Annotated in this window: 20 protein-coding genes and 1 riboswitch; of the genes, 14 read left to right on the top strand and 6 right to left on the bottom strand. The window is 63.9% G+C overall.

What is annotated here, in order from left to right:
- The first annotated feature begins 1 nt into the window (after window position 1).
- Genes QMA15_RS11615 through QMA15_RS11600 form a run of 4 tightly spaced genes read left to right on the top strand, consistent with a single transcriptional unit; the run spans window position 2 to window position 3,858 of the window.
- The gene (locus QMA15_RS11615; protein ID WP_290284569.1) at window positions 2–1,372 is read left to right on the top strand and encodes an NtaA/DmoA family FMN-dependent monooxygenase; all 1,371 of its coding nucleotides are present in this window, start codon (window positions 2–4) and stop codon (window positions 1,370–1,372) included.
- Window positions 1,369–2,193: a DUF1684 domain-containing protein gene (locus QMA15_RS11610; RefSeq protein WP_290284567.1), complete on the top strand. Its 825-nt coding sequence runs from the start codon at window positions 1,369–1,371 to the stop codon at window positions 2,191–2,193. Before QMA15_RS11615 ends, QMA15_RS11610 begins: the two co-directional genes overlap by 4 nt.
- Window positions 2,190–3,332, top strand: a complete 1,143-nt coding sequence (locus QMA15_RS11605) for an LLM class flavin-dependent oxidoreductase (RefSeq protein ID WP_030535999.1) — start codon at window positions 2,190–2,192, stop codon at window positions 3,330–3,332. The genes QMA15_RS11610 and QMA15_RS11605 overlap by 4 nt, the downstream gene beginning before the upstream one ends.
- A 28-nt stretch (window positions 3,333–3,360) precedes the next feature.
- A complete protein-coding gene (locus QMA15_RS11600) occupies window positions 3,361–3,858 on the top strand; it encodes a deaminase (protein WP_283569053.1) in 498 nt (165 codons plus the stop codon).
- Window positions 3,859–3,888: 30 nt separating this feature from the next.
- Here QMA15_RS11600 and QMA15_RS11595 read toward each other — a convergent pair whose 3' ends face one another.
- Window positions 3,889–4,830, bottom strand: coding sequence for an alpha/beta hydrolase family protein (locus QMA15_RS11595; protein ID WP_029538606.1), 942 nt, complete (start codon window positions 4,828–4,830; stop codon window positions 3,889–3,891).
- A 115-nt stretch (window positions 4,831–4,945) separates the two neighbouring features.
- Between QMA15_RS11595 and QMA15_RS11590 the strand changes: the two genes are divergently transcribed.
- From QMA15_RS11590 to QMA15_RS11565, 6 genes are all read left to right on the top strand, one after another.
- The gene (locus tag QMA15_RS11590; RefSeq protein ID WP_019749508.1) at window positions 4,946–5,653 is read left to right on the top strand and encodes a hypothetical protein; all 708 of its coding nucleotides are present in this window, start codon (window positions 4,946–4,948) and stop codon (window positions 5,651–5,653) included.
- Window positions 5,653–6,126, top strand: coding sequence for an RDD family protein (locus QMA15_RS11585; protein WP_019749509.1), 474 nt, complete (start codon window positions 5,653–5,655; stop codon window positions 6,124–6,126). The genes QMA15_RS11590 and QMA15_RS11585 overlap by 1 nt, the downstream gene beginning before the upstream one ends.
- Window positions 6,123–6,470, top strand: coding sequence for a DUF202 domain-containing protein (locus tag QMA15_RS11580; protein WP_019749510.1), 348 nt, complete (start codon window positions 6,123–6,125; stop codon window positions 6,468–6,470). Before QMA15_RS11585 ends, QMA15_RS11580 begins: the two co-directional genes overlap by 4 nt.
- Window positions 6,471–6,577: 107 nt before the next feature.
- Window positions 6,578–7,591 carry a glucose-6-phosphate dehydrogenase (coenzyme-F420) gene (gene fgd, locus QMA15_RS11575; RefSeq protein ID WP_029254775.1) on the top strand — a complete coding sequence of 338 codons (1,014 nt, stop codon included), beginning with the start codon at window positions 6,578–6,580 and terminating at the stop codon, window positions 7,589–7,591.
- 146 nt (window positions 7,592–7,737) lie between these two features.
- On the top strand, window positions 7,738–9,816 hold the full coding sequence (pta, locus tag QMA15_RS11570; protein ID WP_003944313.1) for a phosphate acetyltransferase: 2,079 nt from the start codon (window positions 7,738–7,740) through the stop codon (window positions 9,814–9,816).
- A 2-nt stretch (window positions 9,817–9,818) separates the two neighbouring features.
- Window positions 9,819–11,018 (top strand): acetate kinase, encoded by a 1,200-nt coding sequence (locus QMA15_RS11565; RefSeq protein WP_046378161.1) that lies wholly within the window; start codon window positions 9,819–9,821, stop codon window positions 11,016–11,018.
- Between the two features lie 15 nt (window positions 11,019–11,033).
- Here the strand turns inward: QMA15_RS11565 and QMA15_RS11560 are convergent, their stop codons facing one another.
- The 3 genes from QMA15_RS11560 to QMA15_RS11550 are packed head-to-tail and all read right to left on the bottom strand — an operon-like array spanning window position 11,034 to window position 15,791.
- Window positions 11,034–13,421 (bottom strand): serine/threonine-protein kinase, encoded by a 2,388-nt coding sequence (locus QMA15_RS11560; RefSeq protein ID WP_259121691.1) that lies wholly within the window; start codon window positions 13,419–13,421, stop codon window positions 11,034–11,036.
- Window positions 13,422–13,428: 7 nt separating this feature from the next.
- Window positions 13,429–14,415 (bottom strand): glutamate ABC transporter substrate-binding protein, encoded by a 987-nt coding sequence (locus QMA15_RS11555; RefSeq protein ID WP_020968847.1) that lies wholly within the window; start codon window positions 14,413–14,415, stop codon window positions 13,429–13,431.
- Window positions 14,416–14,429: 14 nt separating this feature from the next.
- A complete protein-coding gene (locus QMA15_RS11550; RefSeq protein ID WP_269578095.1) occupies window positions 14,430–15,791 on the bottom strand; it encodes a hypothetical protein in 1,362 nt (453 codons plus the stop codon).
- 158 nt (window positions 15,792–15,949) lie between these two features.
- Between QMA15_RS11550 and QMA15_RS11545 the strand changes: the two genes are divergently transcribed.
- Entirely contained in the window at window positions 15,950–16,594 is a 645-nt protein-coding gene (locus QMA15_RS11545; protein WP_046378163.1) for an NUDIX hydrolase, read from the top strand.
- Window positions 16,595–16,673: 79 nt separating this feature from the next.
- Here QMA15_RS11545 and QMA15_RS11540 read toward each other — a convergent pair whose 3' ends face one another.
- Both QMA15_RS11540 and thiE read right to left on the bottom strand, forming a co-directional pair.
- Window positions 16,674–16,805: a hypothetical protein gene (locus QMA15_RS11540; RefSeq protein ID WP_003944354.1), complete on the bottom strand. Its 132-nt coding sequence runs from the start codon at window positions 16,803–16,805 to the stop codon at window positions 16,674–16,676.
- A gap of 249 nt (window positions 16,806–17,054) precedes the next feature.
- Window positions 17,055–17,750, bottom strand: a complete 696-nt coding sequence (thiE, locus tag QMA15_RS11535) for a thiamine phosphate synthase (RefSeq protein WP_019749516.1) — start codon at window positions 17,748–17,750, stop codon at window positions 17,055–17,057.
- Between the two features lie 26 nt (window positions 17,751–17,776).
- Window positions 17,777–17,923: riboswitch (TPP riboswitch) on the top strand.
- On the opposite strand from thiE, the gene thiO reads away from it, so the two are divergent.
- The 3 genes from thiO to QMA15_RS11520 all read left to right on the top strand — a co-directional run bounded on the left by thiO (window position 17,923) and on the right by QMA15_RS11520 (window position 19,959).
- Window positions 17,923–19,002, top strand: a complete 1,080-nt coding sequence (gene thiO / locus QMA15_RS11530; protein WP_080910214.1) for a glycine oxidase ThiO — start codon at window positions 17,923–17,925, stop codon at window positions 19,000–19,002. (Overlaps the previous riboswitch by 1 nt.)
- On the top strand, window positions 18,999–19,214 hold the full coding sequence (gene thiS / locus QMA15_RS11525) for a sulfur carrier protein ThiS (protein ID WP_003944402.1): 216 nt from the start codon (window positions 18,999–19,001) through the stop codon (window positions 19,212–19,214). The genes thiO and thiS overlap by 4 nt, the downstream gene beginning before the upstream one ends.
- Entirely contained in the window at window positions 19,207–19,959 is a 753-nt protein-coding gene (locus QMA15_RS11520; RefSeq protein ID WP_020968851.1) for a thiazole synthase, read from the top strand. The genes thiS and QMA15_RS11520 overlap by 8 nt, the downstream gene beginning before the upstream one ends.
- The last annotated feature ends 174 nt before the right edge of the window (window positions 19,960–20,133 follow it).

Raw genomic sequence — 20,133 nt, 5'->3', positions numbered from 1 at the left:
GATGACACAGAACAGGATTCGCAAGCAAGTTCACCTGGGTGCTCACTTCCCCGGCGTGAACAACACCACGGTGTGGACCGATCCGGCGTCCAAGAGCCAGATCGAGTTCAGCTCGTTCGAGCATCTCGCCCGCAGTGCCGAACGCGGATTGTTCGACTTCTTCTTCCTCGCAGAAGGTTTGCGCCTGCGCGAGCATCAGGGCAAGATTCACGACCTCGACGTGGTCGGTCGCCCGGATACGTTCAGTATTCTCAACGCGGTTGCCGGTGTGACAACGCATCTCGGCCTGGCCGGGACGATCAACACCACGTTCAACGAGCCGTACGAGTTGGCCAAGCAGTTCTCGACGCTCGATCATCTCTCCGACGGCCGCGCCGCGTGGAATCTGGTCACCTCTTCGGATGCCTTTACCGGTGAGAACTTCCGCCGCGGTGGGTATCTGGAGCATTCCGAGCGGTACGCACGCGCAAACGAGTTGGTCGACGCAGTACGGACGCTGTGGGACAGTTGGAGCATCGATCGTCCGATCGTCGACCGTGAGCGCGGCGTTTTTGCCACCGACCAGCAGGTCGGTCAGTTCCAACACTCCGGTAAGCAGTTCGACATCACCGGACGCTTCGAAGTTCCTCGGAGTCCCCAAGGACACCCAGTCCTGCTGCAGGCAGGTGACTCCGACGAAGGACGCGAGTTCGGCGCCGCCAAGGCAGACGCCATCTTCACCGGGCACGGAACGCTCGAAGCAGGCAAGACGTTCTACGCCGACGTGAAGGGACGCTTGGCCAAGTACGGACGCACGCACGCAGACCTCAAGATTCTCCCCGCCGCCACCTTCGTGCTCGGTGACAACGCCGCGGACGCACAGGAGAAGGCGTATCACATCCGGCGGCAGCAGGTCGGACCCCAGACTGCCATCGCTTTTCTCGAACAAGTCTGGGGCAGAGACCTTTCCCAGTACGACGCCGACGGCCCGTTGCCGAAGGAAGATCCGTCGGACGACGTCAACATCACCCGCGGACGCGTCCGCCACGTCAAGGATCCGCGAGCGGTCGCAGATCAGTGGCGTGCCAAGGCCGAGGCCGAAAACCTCAGCATCCGTGAACTCATCATCGAAGTAACTGCCCGCCAACAGTTCGTGGGTAGTGCAGCGGAGGTGGCTGCCGAGATCGACACCTACGTCCAGGGCGACGCGAGCGACGGATTCATTCTCGTTCCCCACATCACCCCCGCGGGCCTCGACGAGTTCATCGACACCGTCGTACCAGAACTACAGGACCGCGGCAGTTTCCGGACCGAATACTCAGGAACCACCCTGCGCAGCCATCTCGGGCTGCGCCTCCCGTACGAGCAGGCTGAAGGAGTCCGCGCATCATGACCGTTACCGACACTTCCACCAGCACCTTCACCGGCGAGTGGAATGCTTGGCATGCCTCGCGCGACGCCACCTTCAGCGAACCACTCGGCTGGCTGAGCCTGACTGCGTTGCATTGGCTGGTTGACACCGATTCCACCTTCACGGACCTGCCCGGTGCGTGGCGCGCCGACGCGAATGCCGTTGTCGTCACCGCGACGCCGGCCGACGACCTCTCGATCGACGGCGTCGCAGTGGACGGTTCACTCACTCTGAATCCGATCGAGGGGGCGCCGGGACTGATCGTCAAGCAGGGCGCGCGGTTGGTCGAGGTCATCCGCCGCACCGGCGAGGTAGCTCTGCGGATCCACGATTCGTCGGCCCCGGCATTGGCGCAGTTCAGTGGTATCCCGACCTTCGAGCCGAACCCGCAGTGGCGCATCGACGGTGTTTTCACCGCTTTCGAGGAGGCTCGCACGGTGACGACGGGTGCGGTCGTCGAGCGCCTCGAGCATCATCACGACGCCCGCGGAACCATCAGCTTCGAACACGATGGTGCAACGCATACGCTGATTGCGTTCGCGGGCAAGGACAACGGCTTTCACATCCTGTTCACCGACGCGACCAGTGGTGTATCCACCTACCCGGCCGCACGCTCGCTGCACGTGAGCGCACCGGAGCCCGGTGGTGCGGTAGCCCTCGATTTCAATCGGGCGTCGAACCTGCCCTGCGCCTTCACCGATTACGCGACGTGCCCCGTCGCCCCCGTCGAGAATCGTTTGCCGTTCGCGGTGGAAGCCGGCGAGAAGACACCGAATAACCGCGACGGAAGCGCACCGAGGTGAGCGCGCCGCTGTCCGTACTCGACCTCTCTCCGATCAGTGAGGGTGAAACGGCCCGCCAGGCCTTGCGGAACTCGCTGGACCTCGCTCGTTCTGCCGAAGCGTGGGGATACAAGCGGTACTGGGTCGCCGAACACCACTTCGTCGGCGTAGCCAGCTCGTCACCGGCCGTTCTGGTCGGACTGATTGCGGCCGCGACCAACACCATTCGCGTCGGCTCGGCCGCAGTGCTGCTGGGCAACAACACGGCAGCTCAGGTGGTCGAGGCCTTCGGTACCGTCGAAGCGTTGTATCCGGGTCGTATCGATCTCGGTATCGGGCGCAGCGGGCAGCGTCGGGTGGAGGCACTTCGTGCCGTCGCTGCCGGAACGCCTGCCCCGGCAGAAGCGAAGCGGGAGAACGTCGTACGCGACGGCGTCGTGATCCCGGCGCCCTTCGATCCAAGCGGTCTTCTCACGTCACCGAGATTGCAGGCGTCGTTCGAGGCATTGGCGTTTCCGGGTGCGCAGGCGCCGGATTTCGAGCAGCAGGTCGACGACATACTCTCGCTCCTGAACGGCACCCACCGCACCCGCGACGGCATCGAATTGCACGCCAGTCCCGGTGAGGACGCCGACGTCGAATTGTGGGTTTTCGGAAGCAGCGCAGGCCCCAGTGCCGAACTCGCCGGACGACTCGGATTGCCGTTCGGCGCGAATTACCATGTGGCGCCCTCGAGTACGCTTGATGCCGTCGAGGCATACCGTGCAGCATTCCGACCGTCGGCAGTTCTGTCGGAGCCGTATGTCGTCGTCTCCGCGGATGTTGTTGCCGCAGAGGACGATGCGACGGCGAGAGAGTTGGCGTCGACGTTCGCGCACTGGACACACAGCATTCGCAGCGGGCACGGCGCCATCCCGTACCCCGATCCGGCCACAGCGCTCCCACTTTCCGATGCCGACAAAGCAGTAGTGGAGGATCGGCTGATCACGCAGTTCGTCGGTTCACCCACCACCGTCGCCGACAGGCTCGACAGTTTGCAGAAGCTGACCGGAGCGGACGAATTGGTGATCACCGGGGTGACCCATCGACACGAGGATCGCCTGCGCTCGTACGAGCTGCTTGCCAAGGAATGGGGACTACCCGCACTACTGGCGGCATGAGCTTGCCTTGGTCCATTAGTGTCGAGTGATGTTTTCGCCCCGAGATGCGCTTTTGCTTGCTCTTGACGTAGCGCGTGAGGGCATGGAACTCGGGGAGATGCCGATCGGGGCAGTCGTGTTCGACGACGACCGTGTGCTCGGGCGGGCGTATACGCAAGAACGGGCACTCGGCCGACGGGTAGTCCATGCGGACCTTCAAGCGCTCTTGCAGGCCGACGAGGCTCTCGGATTCACTCGAGCGTCCGGTGAATTGACATTGGCGGTCAATCTCGAACCATGTCTCATGTGTATGGGTGCCGCGATCACGCTCGGTGTGACCCGGGTGTGGTTCGCTCTCGAATCCCCGAACGACGGTGCGGCGGAACTCGTACAGCTGTGGGCGCCGCCTGTGGAACTTCCGTTTTTCCGTAAGCCGCGTGAAGTCCTCGGCGGCATCCGCCGTGACGAAGCGCGAAATCTGTTCGCTGAATACGCCACTGGCACCGGCCCCGCCGGGATGCGGGACTGGGCGCGCAGTCTCACCTGACGCCACGGCCTGCGATGAGGGCGGCGAAGCTCACGCCCCGATAGCGCCGGCGATCATCGGCCACGACGCACGCATGTCGGCTTCGAAGAGTCCCCAGGTGTGGGTGCCCTCGGGTCGGAAGCTGAACGTCGCGGGAATGCCGAGCTGACCGAATCGACCCTGTAGGGCAGCGGTGCACATGTTGGTGATGCCTTCGAGCACAGCGCCGGGAACGACTCCGGCAGCCATCGCCAATGAGTTGATTCCGTCCACCGGACCGGGAAGGCCGTTGCCGGTGGAGATGAACAGCGCTGTGCCGCGCAGTTTCTCGGCATTGATCAGCGGGTCGTGAGCAGCCCACTGCGGGCTACCCCACGGCCCCCACATGTTGGCCGCGTTTCCTCCGCCGAGTATCTCGACCATCGAGCGCACCGCAGCCTGGCCGAGCGGGTCGCCGGCGCGCGGGCAGCCGCTGTACGAGCCGACGGCGCGGTAGGTGCCCGGCGACTGGATCGCGAGGTCCAGAACCGGTCCACCGGCCATCGACACACCGCCGAGTGCGTTGACGCCTGTTGTGTTGTACCGAGCGTTGACCGCAGCCGGTAGTTCCTTGGTGAGGTAGGTCTGCCATTTGTTGCGGCCGAGCACCGGATCGTCGGCGTTCCAATCGGTGTACATGCTGAACTTGCCGCCGACCGGCATGACCACGTTGACGTGCTTGTCGTCGAAGAAGTCACGAACTCCGGTGTTGTTGAACCAAGAGATCCCGTCCTCACCGCCGCCGACGCCGGTCAACAGGTAGAAGGTCGGGGCGGGGCCACCGCCGGCCGGGGAAATCACGTCGTTGGCGATCCAGCGGTCCATGGAGGGGGAGTAGACATCGATGCGGCTGACCACTGAATCCGCGCTCGCGGTCGGCGCGCTGAGGCCGAGAAAGCCGGCAGCCATGGCCACCGCCATCGTCAATCGGACCGTGAATCGACGTGCCTTCATTATTTCCCCCTGGCGCAAGCCGGACAGCGTATTTGTGCCTACCAACAGTGGCACAATGCGAAGGAGAGTGACGAATGTCCGGATAACAGTCCGGTAAGAAGATGGAGACAATTGCGTGGGATCGCAGTCGCATCACCCCGAATCCGACGTGATTCGGCTGGCCTTCGGGCTGGCCGCGATCACGGCTGGTGCGGCGCGCAGAACCGCTGGTCTCGCCATTGATTCGGTGCAGCGGATCCCCGTTGTCGGTGACGCACTCGACGACGCGATCACCCAGGTCGCCACCCGCGGCACGGAAGCGATTCGCTCGACAGCGGAATTTGCCGATTCCACGTTGAGAACGGTGATCAAAGCTGTCGTCGACGCTGCTCTTGCCGAAGTCGACATCACGAAGATCGTCGTGGACCACGTGGACATCGACAAGATCGCCGAGAACATCGACGTGGACAAGATTGCCGAACGGGTCTCGCTCGAACCGATCATCGATCGCGTCGACGTCGATGCGATCGCAAGCCGACTCGACGTCAAAGCAGTGATCGATCGCCTCGACCTCGACGGCATCGTCGACAGCGTCGACCTCGAGCGCCAGATCGACCGCGTCGACCTCCTCAAGATCGCCGACCAGGTCATCGAGGGTGTCGACCTCCCACAGATGATTCGTGAATCGACCGGTTCACTCTCCACCGAAGCCGTGCACGGGGCGCGCGTGCAGGGGATGCAGGCGGACGACGCTGTCGCCGGGTTCGTCGGACGATTGTTCGGCCGCGACAACGCACCACCCTCACACGAGCCGCATCCGGACACGAACGCAGGTGAACGCTAGTGGCCCAGGAGAATTCCGGCCCGGCCGGAATCGTCACCCGTGGCCTCGCCGGACTGATCGACCTGGGCGTCGTGCTGATCCTGATGGGTTCCGTGTACGTGGCCTTGGCCTTTGTTCGATTGCTCTTCTCGCCGCAGAGTTTCACGTTCTCGGAACCGGGAATCTTCCTGTCCACGACGGCATTTCTCGGCGTCTCGGTGGCCTACCTGACTGCCTGCTGGGCGACCACCGGCCGAACTGTCGGCTCCCTCGTGATGGGGTTGCGGGTGATCACGTCGGGTCACCGGTTGGTCCGTTGGCCGCTCGCCTTCATCCGTGCGGTGCTCTGTGTGCTCTTCGCCTTCGGATTGCTGTGGTCGGCGGTCGATCGACGGCGACGATCGTTGCAGGACATCGTTCTGCGCACCGAGGTCGTCTACGACTGGCGTCAGGACCCGGATCTGGTGGCACCCCACGGAGGCGAGCACGCATGAGTGAACCGAACCGCCCGGACGAGCGATTCACCCTTGCCAGCGAGCGCACCTTCCTCGCGTGGATGCGTAGCTCGCTTGCCCTGCTGGCGGGCGGCATCGCCGTCGTCCAGTTGGTCCCCGAGTGGAGTACAGGGTGGGTTCGTACGGCGCTCGGTCTGACGTTGATCGCACTCTCGGCAGCAGCCGCCCTCGTCGGTATGCGACGCTGGCTACAGGTGAAGAAGGCGCTCGAGGACGGAGCGGCGATGCCGGAACCGCATGCGCTGTGGCTGTTCGCACTGGCATTGGCCGGGGTTGCCGTCGCGGCCGGCGTGGCAACGGTGGTTACCAGCCTCGCTCGCTGAGATACCTCGTGAGATACGCAGAGAAGTCCGAGCGGTGTCTGGATAGTCTGCAAAGAACGAGAAGCAAGTCAGAGAAGTAAACGAAACAGACGACAAGGGAGTGCACGGTGGCGCAGGAACTCAAGCTCGGATACAAGGCATCGGCTGAGCAATTCGGCCCTCGCGAACTGGTAGAGCTGGCAGTTCTGGCAGAGCAGCACGGCATGGATTCCGTTGCGGTGAGCGATCATTTCCAGCCGTGGCGCCACAACGGTGGACACGCGCCGTTCTCGCTCGCCTGGATGACGGCCGTCGGTGAGCGCACCGAGCGCGTGCAGATCGGCACGTCCGTGATGACGCCGACGTTCCGCTACAACCCGGCGGTCATCGCTCAGGCGTTCGCGACGATGGGATGTCTCTACCCGGGGCGCATCATGCTCGGCGTCGGCAGCGGTGAGGCTCTCAACGAGATCGCCACCGGCTTCCAGGGTGAGTGGCCCGAGTTCAAGGAACGCTTCGCGCGCCTGCGTGAGTCGGTGCGGCTGATGCGTGAGCTGTGGCTGGGCGATCGTGTCGACTTCGAAGGCGAGTACTTCACCACTCGTGGCGCGTCGATCTACGACGTCCCCGAGGGTGGGATTCCCGTGTACATCGCGGCCGGTGGACCCGTTGTCGCCCGGTACGCGGGACGTGCCGGTGACGGCTTCATCTGCACCTCCGGCAAGGGCATGGAGCTCTACACCGAGAAGTTGCTTCCGGCGGTTGCCGAGGGCGCGGCCAAGGCCGAGCGCGACGTCGCCGACATCGACAAGATGATCGAGATCAAGATCAGCTACGACACCGATCCGGAGGCTGCACTCGAGAACACGCGTTTCTGGGCGCCGCTTTCCCTGACGCCGGAGCAGAAGCACAGCATCGAGGATCCGATCGAAATGGAAGCAGCTGCCGACGCTCTGCCCATCGAGCAGGTGGCCAAGCGCTGGATCGTCGCTTCCGATCCCGAGGACGCCGTCGAGCAGGTCAAGGCCTACGTCGACGCCGGTCTCAATCACCTGGTGTTCCACGCACCGGGCCACGATCAGCGCCGCTTCCTCGAGCTGTTCGAGCGTGACCTCGCGCCCCGCCTGCGTGCTCTTGGCTGATCCTCGAGATCAACTGAACGGTGTCTGCCACTCGACGTGTGGCAGGCACCGTTCGTCTTTCTCGTAGCGGCCGGTTGTCGGCTGCACCGTGAGCGTGACCACGATCAGTGGCAAGGTGGGCGGCGGCCCACACTAGGCTGTTGGGCATGCCAGAAGCGCCCGCTGCCGTGTCGAGTGTCTACGTCGCCTCCCCTGAAGGTGACACCGGAAAATCCACCATCGCGCTTGGCGTGCTGCAGATGTTGTGCGCGACCGTCGCCCGGGTCGGTGTCTTCCGCCCGATCGCCCGCTCGACCGAGGAAACCGACTACATCCTCGAACTGCTGCTAGAGCACACCACGGCCGATCTCTCCTACGCCGACGCACTCGGCGTCACCTACGAGCAGGTTCACGCCGATCCCGAAGCTGCACTGGCCGACATCGTGGCGAAGTACCACACCGTGGCCGAGCAGTGCGACGCCGTCGTGATCATCGGAAGTGACTACACCGACGTCGCAAGCCCCAGCGAACTGAGCTTCAACGCCCGCATCGCCGTGAACCTGGGAGCGCCGGTCCTGTTGGCGGTTCGAGGCGCTCGGCGCAGCGTCGAGGAGGTTGCTCAGCTCGCGCACCTGTGCGCCGCCGAGTTGGCCGCCAACCACGCTCACCTGCTCGCGGTCGTCGCCAATCGCTGCGATCCCGACAAGCTCGACGAGGTCACCGCAGCCCTGTCCGACATCGGTGTTCCGACGTGGAGCCTGCCGGAGATTCCGTTGCTCGTCTCACCCACGATGGCCGAGTTGATGGAAGCCACCGGCGGCGAGTTGTACTCGGGTGACCCGGAACTGCTGCACCGCGAGGCACTGAAGGTGATGGTGGGCGGAATGACCGCCGAGCACATCCTCGAGCGTCTGGTCGAGGGCATGGTCGTCATCGCACCGGGTGACCGCTCGGACGTGCTGCTCGCGTTGCTCAATGCGCATGAGGCGGAGGGATTTCCGTCGCTCGCGGGCATCATCATGAATGGCGGGATCACGCCGCACCCGGCCATCGCGGCGTTGATGGCCGGCCTCAAACAGCGTCTTCCGATCCTCACGACAACGCTCGGCACTTTCGACACCGCAAGCGCTGCAGCCCAAACCCGCGGACGCGTGGCAGTCGGTTCGCAGCGAAAGGTCGACACTGCGCTGAGCTTGATGGAACAGCGCGTCGACGCCGACGTCCTGATGGACCGACTGGCACTGCCGATTCCGTCGGTCGTGACCCCACAGATGTTCGAGTACAAGCTCATCGACCGCGCTCGACGCGATCGCAAGCACATCGTCCTCCCGGAGGGTGACGACGACCGGATCCTGCGCGCGGCCGGCCGGCTGCTGCAGCGCCAGGTTGCCGACCTGACGATCCTCGGCGACGAACCCAGTGTGCGTCGACGCGCAGCGGAACTCGGCGTGGACATCAGCGGCGCGCAGGTCCTCGCGCCCGCGCAGTCCGAGTACACCGAGCGCTTCGCACAGGAATACACCGCGCTGCGGGCGCACAAGGGCATGACCATCGAGCGGGCACGCGAGGTGATCGCCGACATCTCGTACTTCGGAACGATGATGGTGCACTTGGGTATTGCCGACGGCATGGTCTCCGGTGCCGCCCACACCACCGCTCACACGATCCGGCCCTCGTTCGAGATCATCAAGACGGCCCCCGGAGTTTCGACGGTTTCGAGCATCTTCCTGATGTGCCTGGCCGACCGCGTTCTCTCCTACGGTGACTGCGCCGTGGTTCCGGACCCGACGTCGGAGCAGTTGGCGGACATCGCGATCTCGTCCGCACAGACGGCGTCGCAGTTCGGTATCGATCCGCGCATTGCGATGCTCTCGTACTCCACCGGCGATTCGGGCAGTGGAGCCGACGTCGACAAGGTTCGCACCGCGACCGCTTTGGTGCGCGAGCGCCGACCGGACCTGTTGGTGGAAGGGCCCATTCAGTACGACGCGGCCGTCGAGCAGAGTGTCGCTGACAAGAAGATGCCGGATTCTCTGGTGGCGGGCAAGGCCACGGTGTTCGTGTTCCCGGACTTGAACACCGGCAACAACACCTACAAGGCAGTGCAGCGTAGCGCCGGCGCTATCGCCGTCGGCCCGGTTCTGCAGGGACTGAACAAGCCGGTCAACGATCTCTCGCGTGGAGCGTTGGTCCAGGACATCGTCAACACCGTGGCTATCACGGCAATACAGGCACAGGGAGCGTAAGCGTGAGCGACGGCACCGTACTGGTCATCAATTCCGGCTCGTCATCGATCAAATTTCAACTCGTGCATCCGGATACAGCGGAATCGGTAGCGCACGGCCTCATCGAGCGCATCGGTGAACCCGACGGCCACATCGTCTACAACCACCGCACCGGAGTCGAAGACCGCAGCCTCCCCATCGCCGATCACCGTGCGGGACTGAAGATGGTGCTCGACATCGTCGCCGAGGTCGGACGGCCGCTGAGCGAGGCAGGAATCATCGCCGTCGGTCACCGAGTCGTGCACGGTGGTGACATCTTCTACTCGCCGACGCTCATCGACGACGGCGTCGTGAAAGCCATCGCGGATTTGTCGAACCTTGCGCCGCTGCACAATCCGGCCAACGTGATCGGTATCGAGGTGGCGCGCGAAGAACTGCCAGACGTTCCGCACGTAGCAGTGTTCGACACTGCCTTCTTTCACACGCTGCCCGCCGCAGCGTCGACCTACGCGATCGATCGGGATGTGGCCAAGGCCAACCAGATTCGTCGATACGGCTTCCACGGGACCTCACACGAATACGTGTCGGGACGAGTCGCGGACTTCCTCGGCAAGGATCCGGCCGAGCTGAATCAGATTGTTCTGCACCTCGGAAACGGCGCTTCGGCCTCGGCAATCAAGGGCGGCAAGGCTATCGACACCACGATGGGCCTCACCCCGCTCGAGGGTCTTGTCATGGGCACCCGCAGCGGCGACATCGACCCAGGCATCATCTTGCACCTCAATCGCAACTCGGGAATGAAGGTCGACGAGATCGACGACCTCCTCAACCGTCGTTCCGGTTTGAAGGGACTGTCGGGAGTCAACGATTTCCGTGCCCTGCTCGCACTGATCGAGGGCGGCGACGAAGACGCACAACTTGCCTACGACGTCTACGTACACATGCTCCGTAAGTACATCGGCGCCTTCATCGTTCAACTCGGTGGCGTCGACGTCATCACCTTCACCGGCGGTGTTGGCGAGAACAACATCGACGTACGACGCGACTGCCTGGCCGGCCTCTCCCGTCTCGGAATCGAGGTCGACTCGGCTCTCAACGAGGCGAAGAGCCGTGACGAGCGTCGTATCTCCGCATCCACGTCGGCCGTCGAGGTGCTGGTGGTCCCCACCAACGAGGAGTTGGCGATCGCCCGCGCGGCGAAGGCTTTGGTGGCCGCGCTGTAAATCTCGGGGAGCGCGTCAGAAATTGCTGCGCGGACGCACCGCGTTCGCCCGGTCCACGAGGGCGTAGCGGTGCGTGCGGGAGGTCGTGGCGCGGGCGAGGGCGCGAAGGCAGGCTTCGGCTCCGGTGCGCAGACCCTGCTCGGTGAATGGCAGGTCGAGGATGGGTTCGAGTTCGGTGTGCGAGCGGTTTCCGTAGCGAATCCAATCGAGTGCCGTGCCCAACACCAGGGTTCGCATCTGCAGACTTCGGCTCTCCTCGGCCGGTAGCGCGCGAACGCGACGGGCGGCTTCCCTCAGAGTCGATTCGTCGAGTTCGGCGATCGGAACGCCGGACAGCATCGTCAGAGCGCTCGACATCCGTGCGACGTTGTAGTGCCGGGAAGACGTGGGAACTTCGTCGAGGGCGGCGATGGCTGCCTTCTTGTTGCCGTGATCGGCGAGTTGCCTGGCGAGCCCGAATGCTGCGCTGACGTAGTTCCGTTCGGTTCGCCAGACGGTGCGGTAGTACTTCTCCGAGAAGCGGCACCATTGGTCCGGGTCGTCGCTCTCCCAATGCTGGAGGATCAGTTCTGCTGTCGCCGCCAACGCGAGTTTGGGTGCAGCCTCGCCCGGCAGAGCCGTCAGGACGGTCTCGAAATGACTGAAGGCGGGCTCGAATCGGTCCAGTTGCAACGCTGCAAGCCCTCGATACCACTCGATCTTCCAGTGATCACCGATGCTCTGCTGGAGTTCGTCCAGAACACTCAGCGCGGTCTCCGGATCGCCGAGATCGAGATGAGCCTTGGCCTCGGCCAGTCGGACCTCGCCGGAGATGGCGGCCGCCGGTGTGCCTGACGTTCGGTCGATTCCGTTCTCGCGGGCGTGTTTCAACGCATCGAGAGTCTGAGACGGTTCGCTGTGCACCGCTGCCGCTAGCAACGGCGCGCTGGGATCGGTGGGGTCGACCAACGGGATGGGAAGTGCGTGCGCAACTTCGCGCGGATCGAGAGCAGCGTCGTGGCTGATACCGTCGACGTACACATCGGTTTGCCCGACCAATTCATCGGTGCCGAAAGACGTTCGCTGCCTGCTGAACACGAGCGAGAGCCCGGGATTCTCCTGCCCAGTCTGCTCCGCGAGGATTTCTCGCAGAACGCCGGTGAGTTGGCCCGCGATCTCCTCGGCCGACTGGAAACGCTTCTTCGGATCCGGGTCGGTGGCGCGCAGCAGCAGGCGGTGGAAGAACTCGTTGTCCCGCAGCAGTGGCTCGTCCTCGGGTTCGGGAAGGCCGTCGAGGTACCGTCCGTGCTTCGAGGGCATGTCGAGGGTGAGAACCGCGAGTGTTCTTCCGACGGTGAAGATGTCGGACGCGATGGTCGGGCCGGTCTCGATGATCTCCGGTGCTTGATAGCCGGCAGTGCCGTACAGGTATCCGTAGTCTTCGATCCCGGACACGGCGCCGAGGTCGATCAGCTTCAGCTGGTCCTCGGTGACCATCACGTTCTCGGGTTTGAGGTCGTTGTACGCCAGGCCGGTGGAATGCAGATAGCTCAGCGCCGGAAGGATTTCCAGTACGTAGCCGATTGCCTGCTCGATCGGCATGTGCTTGCCGTCCGGGAATTCGGCCAGCACCTCGCGCAATGATCGTCCGCCCACGTACTCCATGACGATGTACCCCATGGGTGTCCCGTCCGGGCGCGGATGCTCGACGAAGTTGAAGATCTTGACGATGCTGGGGTTGGCGACCTCGGCGAGGAACTGACGCTCGGCCACCGCAACGGCTTGCGCTTCGGAATCACCGAAATGCAAGAGTCCCTTGAGAACTACCCACCTGTCGCTGACATTACGATCGATCGCGAGGTAGATCCATCCGAGGCCGCCGTGCGCGATGGGCCCTTGAACCTCGTACTGACCGGACACCAATTCGCCCTCTTCGAGGAGTGGGCGGAAGTCGAAAGTGGAACCGCACTTGGGGCAGGTGCCGTGCTGAGTTGCCTTGGTGCTTGCGCTCTTACGGCCGACCGGTTCGTTGCATTTCCAACAGAACCGTTTGCGCTCGGGGACCGTCGGGTCACTCATCACCGCAGATGCGGGGTCGATCTGCGGGACGGGGGGAACTTCGACCAGGCCGCCGCCGAGGCGCAGCTTTCGTCCCGACCGACTGCGACGGGATCGAGTGGAGCGGCCGGTAGGGGAGGAGGATGCGGACGGCGTGGTTCCTCGTATCTGGGCCGAGGTCGGTTCGAGGCGCTCGTAGGCACCGGTGGCTTCGGGTTCGGAGCGTAGGGATGCCTGCGTGGAGTCAGGCTCGCGGTGAACTGCCTGCGTGGAGTCAGGCTCGCGGTGAACTGCCTGCGTGGAGTCAGGCTCGGGGCGTACGGAGGCTTGCGTGGCGTCGGGCTCGGGGCCGGATTCTTCGGTCATGTCAGCCTCAATCCCGGTAGACGGCCGGCGGGGGACCGGGTGACGGACCGAGGACGCTGAGCCAACGGTCGTAGATACGGTTCCAGGTCCCGTCACCCCGGATCCGCTCGAGGGTTCCGTTGACGAATCGGACCAAGTCGGGGTTGTCCTTGTTCACTCCGATTCCGTAGGGCTCGACGCCCAGTGAACCACCGACCATCATGAGATACGGGTCTTGCGAGGCGAGTCCGGCGAGAATCGTGTCGTCGGTGCTGATCGCGTCCACCTGCCCCTGCTGGAGGACGACGAGGCAGTCGGACCACATCGGGACGGTCACGACGGTGGCTTCGGGTTGGAGCTCCTGGATTCGCGTAGCCGACGTCGTTCCCCGGGCAGCGCAGACTCGCTTGCCTGCGAGATCGGCGATGCCGCGTACCGGTGAACCCTGCAGGACCTGAATTCGTTGCTCGGCGGAGAAGTACTGCGTCGAGAAGTCGACCTTCTCGCGCCGCTCGCACGTGATGGTCATGGTTTTGACGACCACGTCGACCATGGATTCCTGGAGTGCGGCGATCCGATCGTCCGAGGTCAGGATTCGGTACTCGATCTTCTCCGGGTCGCCGAGCAGATCGCGGGCGATCTCGCGGGCGATGTCCACGTCGAAGCCTTCGAGGCGTCCGGTCGCCGGATCGCGAAAGCTCATGAGGTTGGAACCGGTGTCCAGACCCACGATCAGCCGCCCGCGGGCGCGGATGGCGTCGAGGCTCGGCGTGGGTGGCTGCGGAGATGCGTCTGCGGGTGTGGGGCGCAGGCTCGCAGTGAGGTTGGTGCACGACGCGGTAGTCGTCGGTGTCGGACTGGGCGCGATGGTGGCCTCGGCCGGCAGCGGCGGTTCCGTGTACGACGTGGCGGCCGCGTTGTTCAGGTCTTCGGCTCGATCTGCACCGCAACCGGCGAGCGCCAGCACGGACGCTGCCAGAACCGCGACGCACACGGCCGGGAGCTTCCTCCGCATCTCCGGTACTCCCGTCACTGATACTCCCGCAGTCGGGGCCAGAACCCGATGAAGATTCCGGCAACTCCGAGAACTGCCAATACAGTCATGCCCGGTGCAGAGGCAGCCAACACACGTGAGGCGTACGAGACGTCGGACCGAAGATTTGTGCGCGAATCCACGATTCCTTGCCAGAGTTCGTGATCGAGCTTTCCGTATTCCGCGGCCGAATCCTGTTCTCCGGAGCCGATGGTGATGGCGGCAGCGGAAGTGAAGTCGCCGGTCGCGAGACGGTCGTACATGCGCGTGTGCGCAGCCACCCATTGCTCGCGCGAATCCAGTGCGGCGGTCAGCACCTCGTTGTTCACTCGGGCGCGTTCGTCGCTGCGTAGGCCCTCGAGGATGTCGCGCAGGGCGTCGACCTTGCGAGTGAACGTCACGTTGTCCTCGGCAGTTGAATCCCGTCTCGCCAACGTGAGGGTTTCGACGGTACGTGCCTGCTGTGCCATGATCCGGGCCTCGGTCAGTTCGTGCAGTGGCTCGGCGCCCGCGTCGAGTGCACGTCCGGTGGCAAGTGCGGACACCAGTCCGACGGTGAGCAGCCACAGCAGCGCAGCCGCGACGGCGAGCGAGGCAAGGATCAACCCGAGATTGAAGCGTCGGCGACTCTTGCGGGAGAAGTACACCTGTGTTGCCACCAGCGCGCACAGCACGAGGACGAATGCCACGATCGGCCACCACGGTGGAGTCTCGAAATCGCGCTGTACCTGCGAGACCAGGGTCTCCTGCGAGGCGTGCAGTTGCTGAGCCATCGGCAGCAGCGAGGTCTGCATCAACTGCGAGGCCTCGCTCAAATATGCTGCCCCGACCGGGTTTCCGACGCGATTGTTCGCCCGTGCAGTTTCGACCAGCCCGGTGTAGACGGAGAGGTCGGTCGAGATGGTGGTCAACGCGCTGTGCCCGGCAAGATCAGTCGAGTCGAGACCGGCCGACGCCTGGACGATCTCCGCCGACGCCTCACCGATCGACTGCGTGTATCGGTCGCGTACTTCGGCGGGTTCGAGGCCGCCGGAGATGAAGGCGGTGGCCGCGGCGGCGTCTGCCAAAGACAACGCGCTGTAGAGGTTCTGGGCCGAGTTGGCGAGAGGTTCGGTTTCGACGAGGAGGAGGTCGAGGTTCGCCTGTCGGTTCTCGATCGCTGCGGTGGCGAGGAGTCCGGCGATCAAGGTGATCGCAATCAAGATCACTCCGACGACGGTCAACCGGCCAGGCGTCGAGGACATGAATGCCTGGAGTTCGCGCCGCAGAAGTGCTCGCTCGTCCTCCGCCGATACCGAAGTGCCCTCGGAGGGCGGCAGCGACCGGGGTTCGATGGACGGGACGACACGGTCGACCATCGAGCACCTCACTTCGCTGTAGGCGGGCTACCGAGAAATGATGCCGCCGAGAAATGATTCAGGGCATCTTCGCGAGCATATAAGCATCACCTACACCTGGAGCAGTTTGAAACGGTTAGTGTGGGACAACGGCGAGAGCAGGCGGAGCGAGGTAGTCGATGCGTGGTGACGGTGACGGTTGGTCGATCGGACCGGACGGTACTCGGCATTGGGGTAAACACGGAGCCGCTGGACTGCTTCTGCGCGCCCCCGATTCGGACGGATCGCCCCTGGTCTTGCTGCAGCATCGTGCGGCGTGGAGCCATCAAGGTGGTACCTGGGCATTGCCCGGTGGAGCACGGGACTCACACGAAAGCACGACGCACGCCGCTGTCCGGGAGGCACACGAAGAAGCCGGAATCGCCGAAGACGCCGTTCGCGTCCGCGGTGAGATAGTGACGATGCACGCGGAGAGCGGGTGGACCTACACCACCGTCGTGGCTGATGCGGCACATCCACTGTCGACGGTTGCCAACGGTGAGAGCACCGAGTTGCGGTGGGTGCGTGAAGCCGACGTCGATTCGCTGCCATTGCATCCGGGATTCGGTTCCTCGTGGCCCGAGCTCCGAACTGCGCCTGTACCAGCCGAGACCGAAGACCTACAGGCCGGCGACCCACACACCGTCGTACTCGAAGACGGTGGCTTCGGATGGTTGTCGGGCAGCTCGCACCAAGGCAGTTCCCACCAAGGCAGTTCCCACCAAGGCAGTGAGCAGTCAGGCAGTGACCAGAACCTGTCCGAGGCGTCGAGTACGCAGTCTTAACAGGGCATATACAGCAGAAGGGCCGGACTCCTCAGGAGTCCGGCCCTTCTGTGTTTCGGTCTCCCGACCGAAACGAGGCTCAGCTGAGCGAGTTCAGCGCCGTGATGAAGCTGACCGCGGTGATACCGAGCTTGAGCAGCTCGCTGATCTTGCCGAGGTTCAGGTCTTCGAGCGATTCGGTGCTGAGCGAGCCGGTGTCGAGGGATCCCATTTAGTGCTCCTAGGTTTCAGTTAGTAACTGGGAGTAAACTACAACAAACCGAATGGGATGCGACACGCAATCGAAATAACTGTGATCAAGATCACCTAATCCGACTTTTCGGACATCCAATCGCACCTAGGAACTGGGGGTTTGTTGTCTGATCGGACAACTTCCGTTCATGTTTCGAGTCAGGCGTGCTGACTCGTAACTGTGCAGAAATCGCCCGGCAAACAGTTGACGGTCGCCAGTTACCGGTTTTCAGCGTCCAGCGACGGCGGCGGCGAGGCGCTGCGCAGCCGCCTGCGGATCCGACGCCTGCGTGATTGCACGCACGACGACGATGCGCGTGGCACCGGCATCGAGCAGCTCCGGCAGGCGTTCCTCGTCGATGCCGCCGATTGCGAACCAGGGGCGCGGCGGTGCGGCGTCGGCGGTCGATCGAACCAGTTCCAGACCGGACGCACTTCGATTCGGTTTGGTCGGTGTCGCCCAGACCGGCCCGGTGCAGAAGTAGTCGACGCCCTCTTCGATTGCGGCCAGACTCGCCTGCGCGCGACTACTCGTCGAACGCCCGATGACGACGTCTTCACCGACAACGGTTCGTGCGTAGGGGACGGGAATGTCGTTCTGGCCAAGGTGGAGGATGTCGGCACCGGAAGCCATCGCGAGATCCGCGCGATCGTTCACGGCCAACAATGCGCCGTGGCGTCGCGCTGCGGCCGCGAGAATGCCCAGCGCTACCAATTCGTCCTTGGCCTCGAGCGGGCCGAACTCGCGCTCACCGGCAGAGCCCTTGTCGCGCAATTGGATGATGTCGACTCCGCCGGACAATGCTGCCTCGGCGAACTGCGCGAGGTCGCCTTTCTCGCGGCGCGCGTCGGTGCACAGGTACAGCCGTGCTGCTGCCAGGCGCTCGCGCCGGTCGATGACGTTACTGGGATGTGTGGGGTGCACGGAGCAAACGGTAGCCTCTAGGGAGCAAGGTTCGACACGGGAGTCCTGAAACGTCGTTGTCACTTTTTGTCGTGACTGCGAGGTTCGTGGGGCTGAGAGGGGATCGCGACCAGATCCCGACCGTCAGACCTGACCCGGATCATGCCGGCGCAGGAAGTGGAGGTGGAGTTTCGTGAGTACACACGCTCGTACGGTGTCGGTTGTCGGCGGCGGTGTCATCGGTCTCGCCATTGCGTGGCGAGCCGCCCGCGACGGGTGGTCCGTTCGGTTGTACGACCCGTCCATTGGATCAGGTGCTTCGTGGGTGGCGGGCGGAATGCTCGCCCCGCTTTCCGAAGGCTGGCCGGGTGAAGAGACAGCGTTGACGGTTGGTGCAGCGTCCCTGGAACGGTGGCCGACGTTCGGTGAGGAGCTCGGAAAGTTCGGGCCATCGGTCTTCACCGCGGACAGTTCGCTGACGGTTGCACTCGATGCGGCCGACGCGCAGGACCTGCAGACCATCGCCGAGTGGGTGACCGCGCAGGGCCATGAACTCGAAGTTCTCGGTCGCGCCCGCATCCGCGAACTCGAACCGATGCTCGGCCGGGGCATCCGGTCGGGACTGATGGCTGTCGGTGAGTCCGCCGTCGACAACAGACTTCTGCTGGAGGCGTTGCAGAAGGCCTGTGCGGAATCCGGTGTCGAATTGATCGCGCGTGCCGTCAACGACCTGGCCGAACTCGATACCGACCAGATAGTGCTCACCGCCGGTATCGCGTCACCCAAGCTGTGGCCCGGGTTACCGGTACGCCCGGTCAAGGGCGAAATCCTTCGCCTGCGGAGTAGGCCTGGAGTCACCCCGGCGCCCAGCCGCACCATCCGCGGAAGCGTCCACGGGCGGCCCGCCTACCTCGTCCCGCGCGGTGACGGAATCGTCGTCGGCGCAACACAATACGAGTCCGGTGAGGACACACAGGTCACGATGGCCGGAGTACGCGACCTGATCAACGACGCCGAGGCACTGATGCCGGCGATCGGCGAATACGAACTGTACGAATGCGCGGCAGGCCTGCGTCCCATGACGCCGGACAACCTGCCCTTGATCGGGCGCGTGTCCGATCGTGTTGTCGTCTCCACCGGACACGGACGCAACGGTGTCCTGCTGACGCCCGTCACCGCCGATGCGACGGTCGCGTTGCTGAACGGCACATCTTTGGTCGAGGTAAAAGGAACCGAACCCGAGCGGTTCGCAGTAGTTAAGGAAAATTCATGAGTGAGCAGGTCCCGATCGGGATCACCGTCAACGGCGAAGATCTCGAGTTCGATCGAGCAGTCACGGTGACCGAGCTACTGACGCACCTCGAGTTGCCGAGCAAGGGTATCGCCGTCGCCGTCGACGGTGCGCTCTTTCCTCGCGGGCGTTGGGACGAATCCGTCGGACGTGGTTGGGAAATCGAGATCCTCACGGCGGTGCAGGGTGGCTGAGCAGGACCTTCTCACTATCGCTGGCCGCACCTTCGGTTCCCGGCTCATCACCGGAACAGGCGGCGCCGCCAACCTTGCGGTGCTCGAGGAAGCGCTTGTCGCCTCCGGCACCGAACTGACCACCGTCGCGATGCGGCGAGTCGACGCGGCCGGCGGCACCGGCGTTCTGGACCTGCTTCGTCGCCTCGGAATCGAACCGTTGCCGAACACCGCCGGGTGTCGGGGCGCCGCCGAAGCAGTGCTGACGGCGCAGTTGGCACGCGAAGCGCTCGAGACGAACTGGGTTAAACTCGAAGTCATCGCCGACGAGCGGACACTGCTGCCCGACGCAATCGAACTCGTCTCCGCCGCAGAACAATTGGTGGATGACGGATTCACCGTTCTGCCGTACACGACGGACGATCCGGTGCTGGCGCTTCGCCTCGAAGAGGTTGGTTGCGCCGCGGTCATGCCGCTCGGTTCACCCATCGGCACCGGGCTTGGTATCGCGAATCCGCACAACATCGAGATGATCGTCGAGCGCGCCGGCGTACCCGTCATCCTCGACGCCGGGATCGGAACGGCCAGCGACGCCACCCTTGCCATGGAGTTGGGCTGCGACGCCGTCCTACTTGCGACAGCGGTGACGCGGGCCAAGAATCCCGCGCTGATGGCGTCGGCGATGCGTCACGCTGTCGTGGCAGGTTTCGAGGCGCGGCACGCCGGCCGGATCCCCAAGCGATTCTGGGCTCAAGCGTCGTCCTGAGGGACGAGATCCGGGTGATTTCTCGGGGTTCTGCCCGAATTGCCCGGACTCATGTCCTACCTGAGTACCACTCGGAACTAGACCTGTGGCCGATGTGCTGGTCATTGCCGGTAGGGCAGAGTTCTCCTCATGATTGAACTGAGGGGATTGACCAAGGTTTACGGACCGACGAAA

The sequence above is a fragment of the Rhodococcus sp. APC 3903 genome (assembly GCF_030407755.1).
Classification (GTDB): Bacteria; Actinomycetota; Actinomycetes; order Mycobacteriales; family Mycobacteriaceae; genus Rhodococcus_F; species Rhodococcus_F erythropolis.
The sequence above is the reverse complement of the archived record's forward strand: the minus strand, read 5'-3'. Positions and strand labels throughout refer to the sequence as shown.

What these genes read in the sequence shown, in the direction of transcription:
- QMA15_RS11545 (WP_046378163.1), top strand. Translation starts at nt 15,950, where the DNA reads ATGCGTGGTGACGGTGACGGTTGGTCGATCGGACCGGACGGTACTCGG.
- QMA15_RS11555 (WP_020968847.1), bottom strand. Translation starts at nt 14,415, where the DNA reads ATGCGGAGGAAGCTCCCGGCCGTGTGCGTCGCGGTTCTGGCAGCGTCC.
- QMA15_RS11595 (WP_029538606.1), bottom strand. Translation starts at nt 4,830, where the DNA reads ATGAAGGCACGTCGATTCACGGTCCGATTGACGATGGCGGTGGCCATG.
- QMA15_RS11580 (WP_019749510.1), top strand. Translation starts at nt 6,123, where the DNA reads ATGAGTGAACCGAACCGCCCGGACGAGCGATTCACCCTTGCCAGCGAG.
- QMA15_RS11615 (WP_290284569.1), top strand. Translation starts at nt 2, where the DNA reads ATGACACAGAACAGGATTCGCAAGCAAGTTCACCTGGGTGCTCACTTC.
- thiS (WP_003944402.1), top strand. Translation starts at nt 18,999, where the DNA reads ATGAGTGAGCAGGTCCCGATCGGGATCACCGTCAACGGCGAAGATCTC.
- QMA15_RS11540 (WP_003944354.1), bottom strand. Translation starts at nt 16,805, where the DNA reads ATGGGATCCCTCGACACCGGCTCGCTCAGCACCGAATCGCTCGAAGAC.
- QMA15_RS11550 (WP_269578095.1), bottom strand. Translation starts at nt 15,791, where the DNA reads ATGGTCGACCGTGTCGTCCCGTCCATCGAACCCCGGTCGCTGCCGCCC.
- QMA15_RS11560 (WP_259121691.1), bottom strand. Translation starts at nt 13,421, where the DNA reads ATGACCGAAGAATCCGGCCCCGAGCCCGACGCCACGCAAGCCTCCGTA.
- pta (WP_003944313.1), top strand. Translation starts at nt 7,738, where the DNA reads ATGCCAGAAGCGCCCGCTGCCGTGTCGAGTGTCTACGTCGCCTCCCCT.
- QMA15_RS11610 (WP_290284567.1), top strand. Translation starts at nt 1,369, where the DNA reads ATGACCGTTACCGACACTTCCACCAGCACCTTCACCGGCGAGTGGAAT.
- QMA15_RS11600 (WP_283569053.1), top strand. Translation starts at nt 3,361, where the DNA reads ATGTTTTCGCCCCGAGATGCGCTTTTGCTTGCTCTTGACGTAGCGCGT.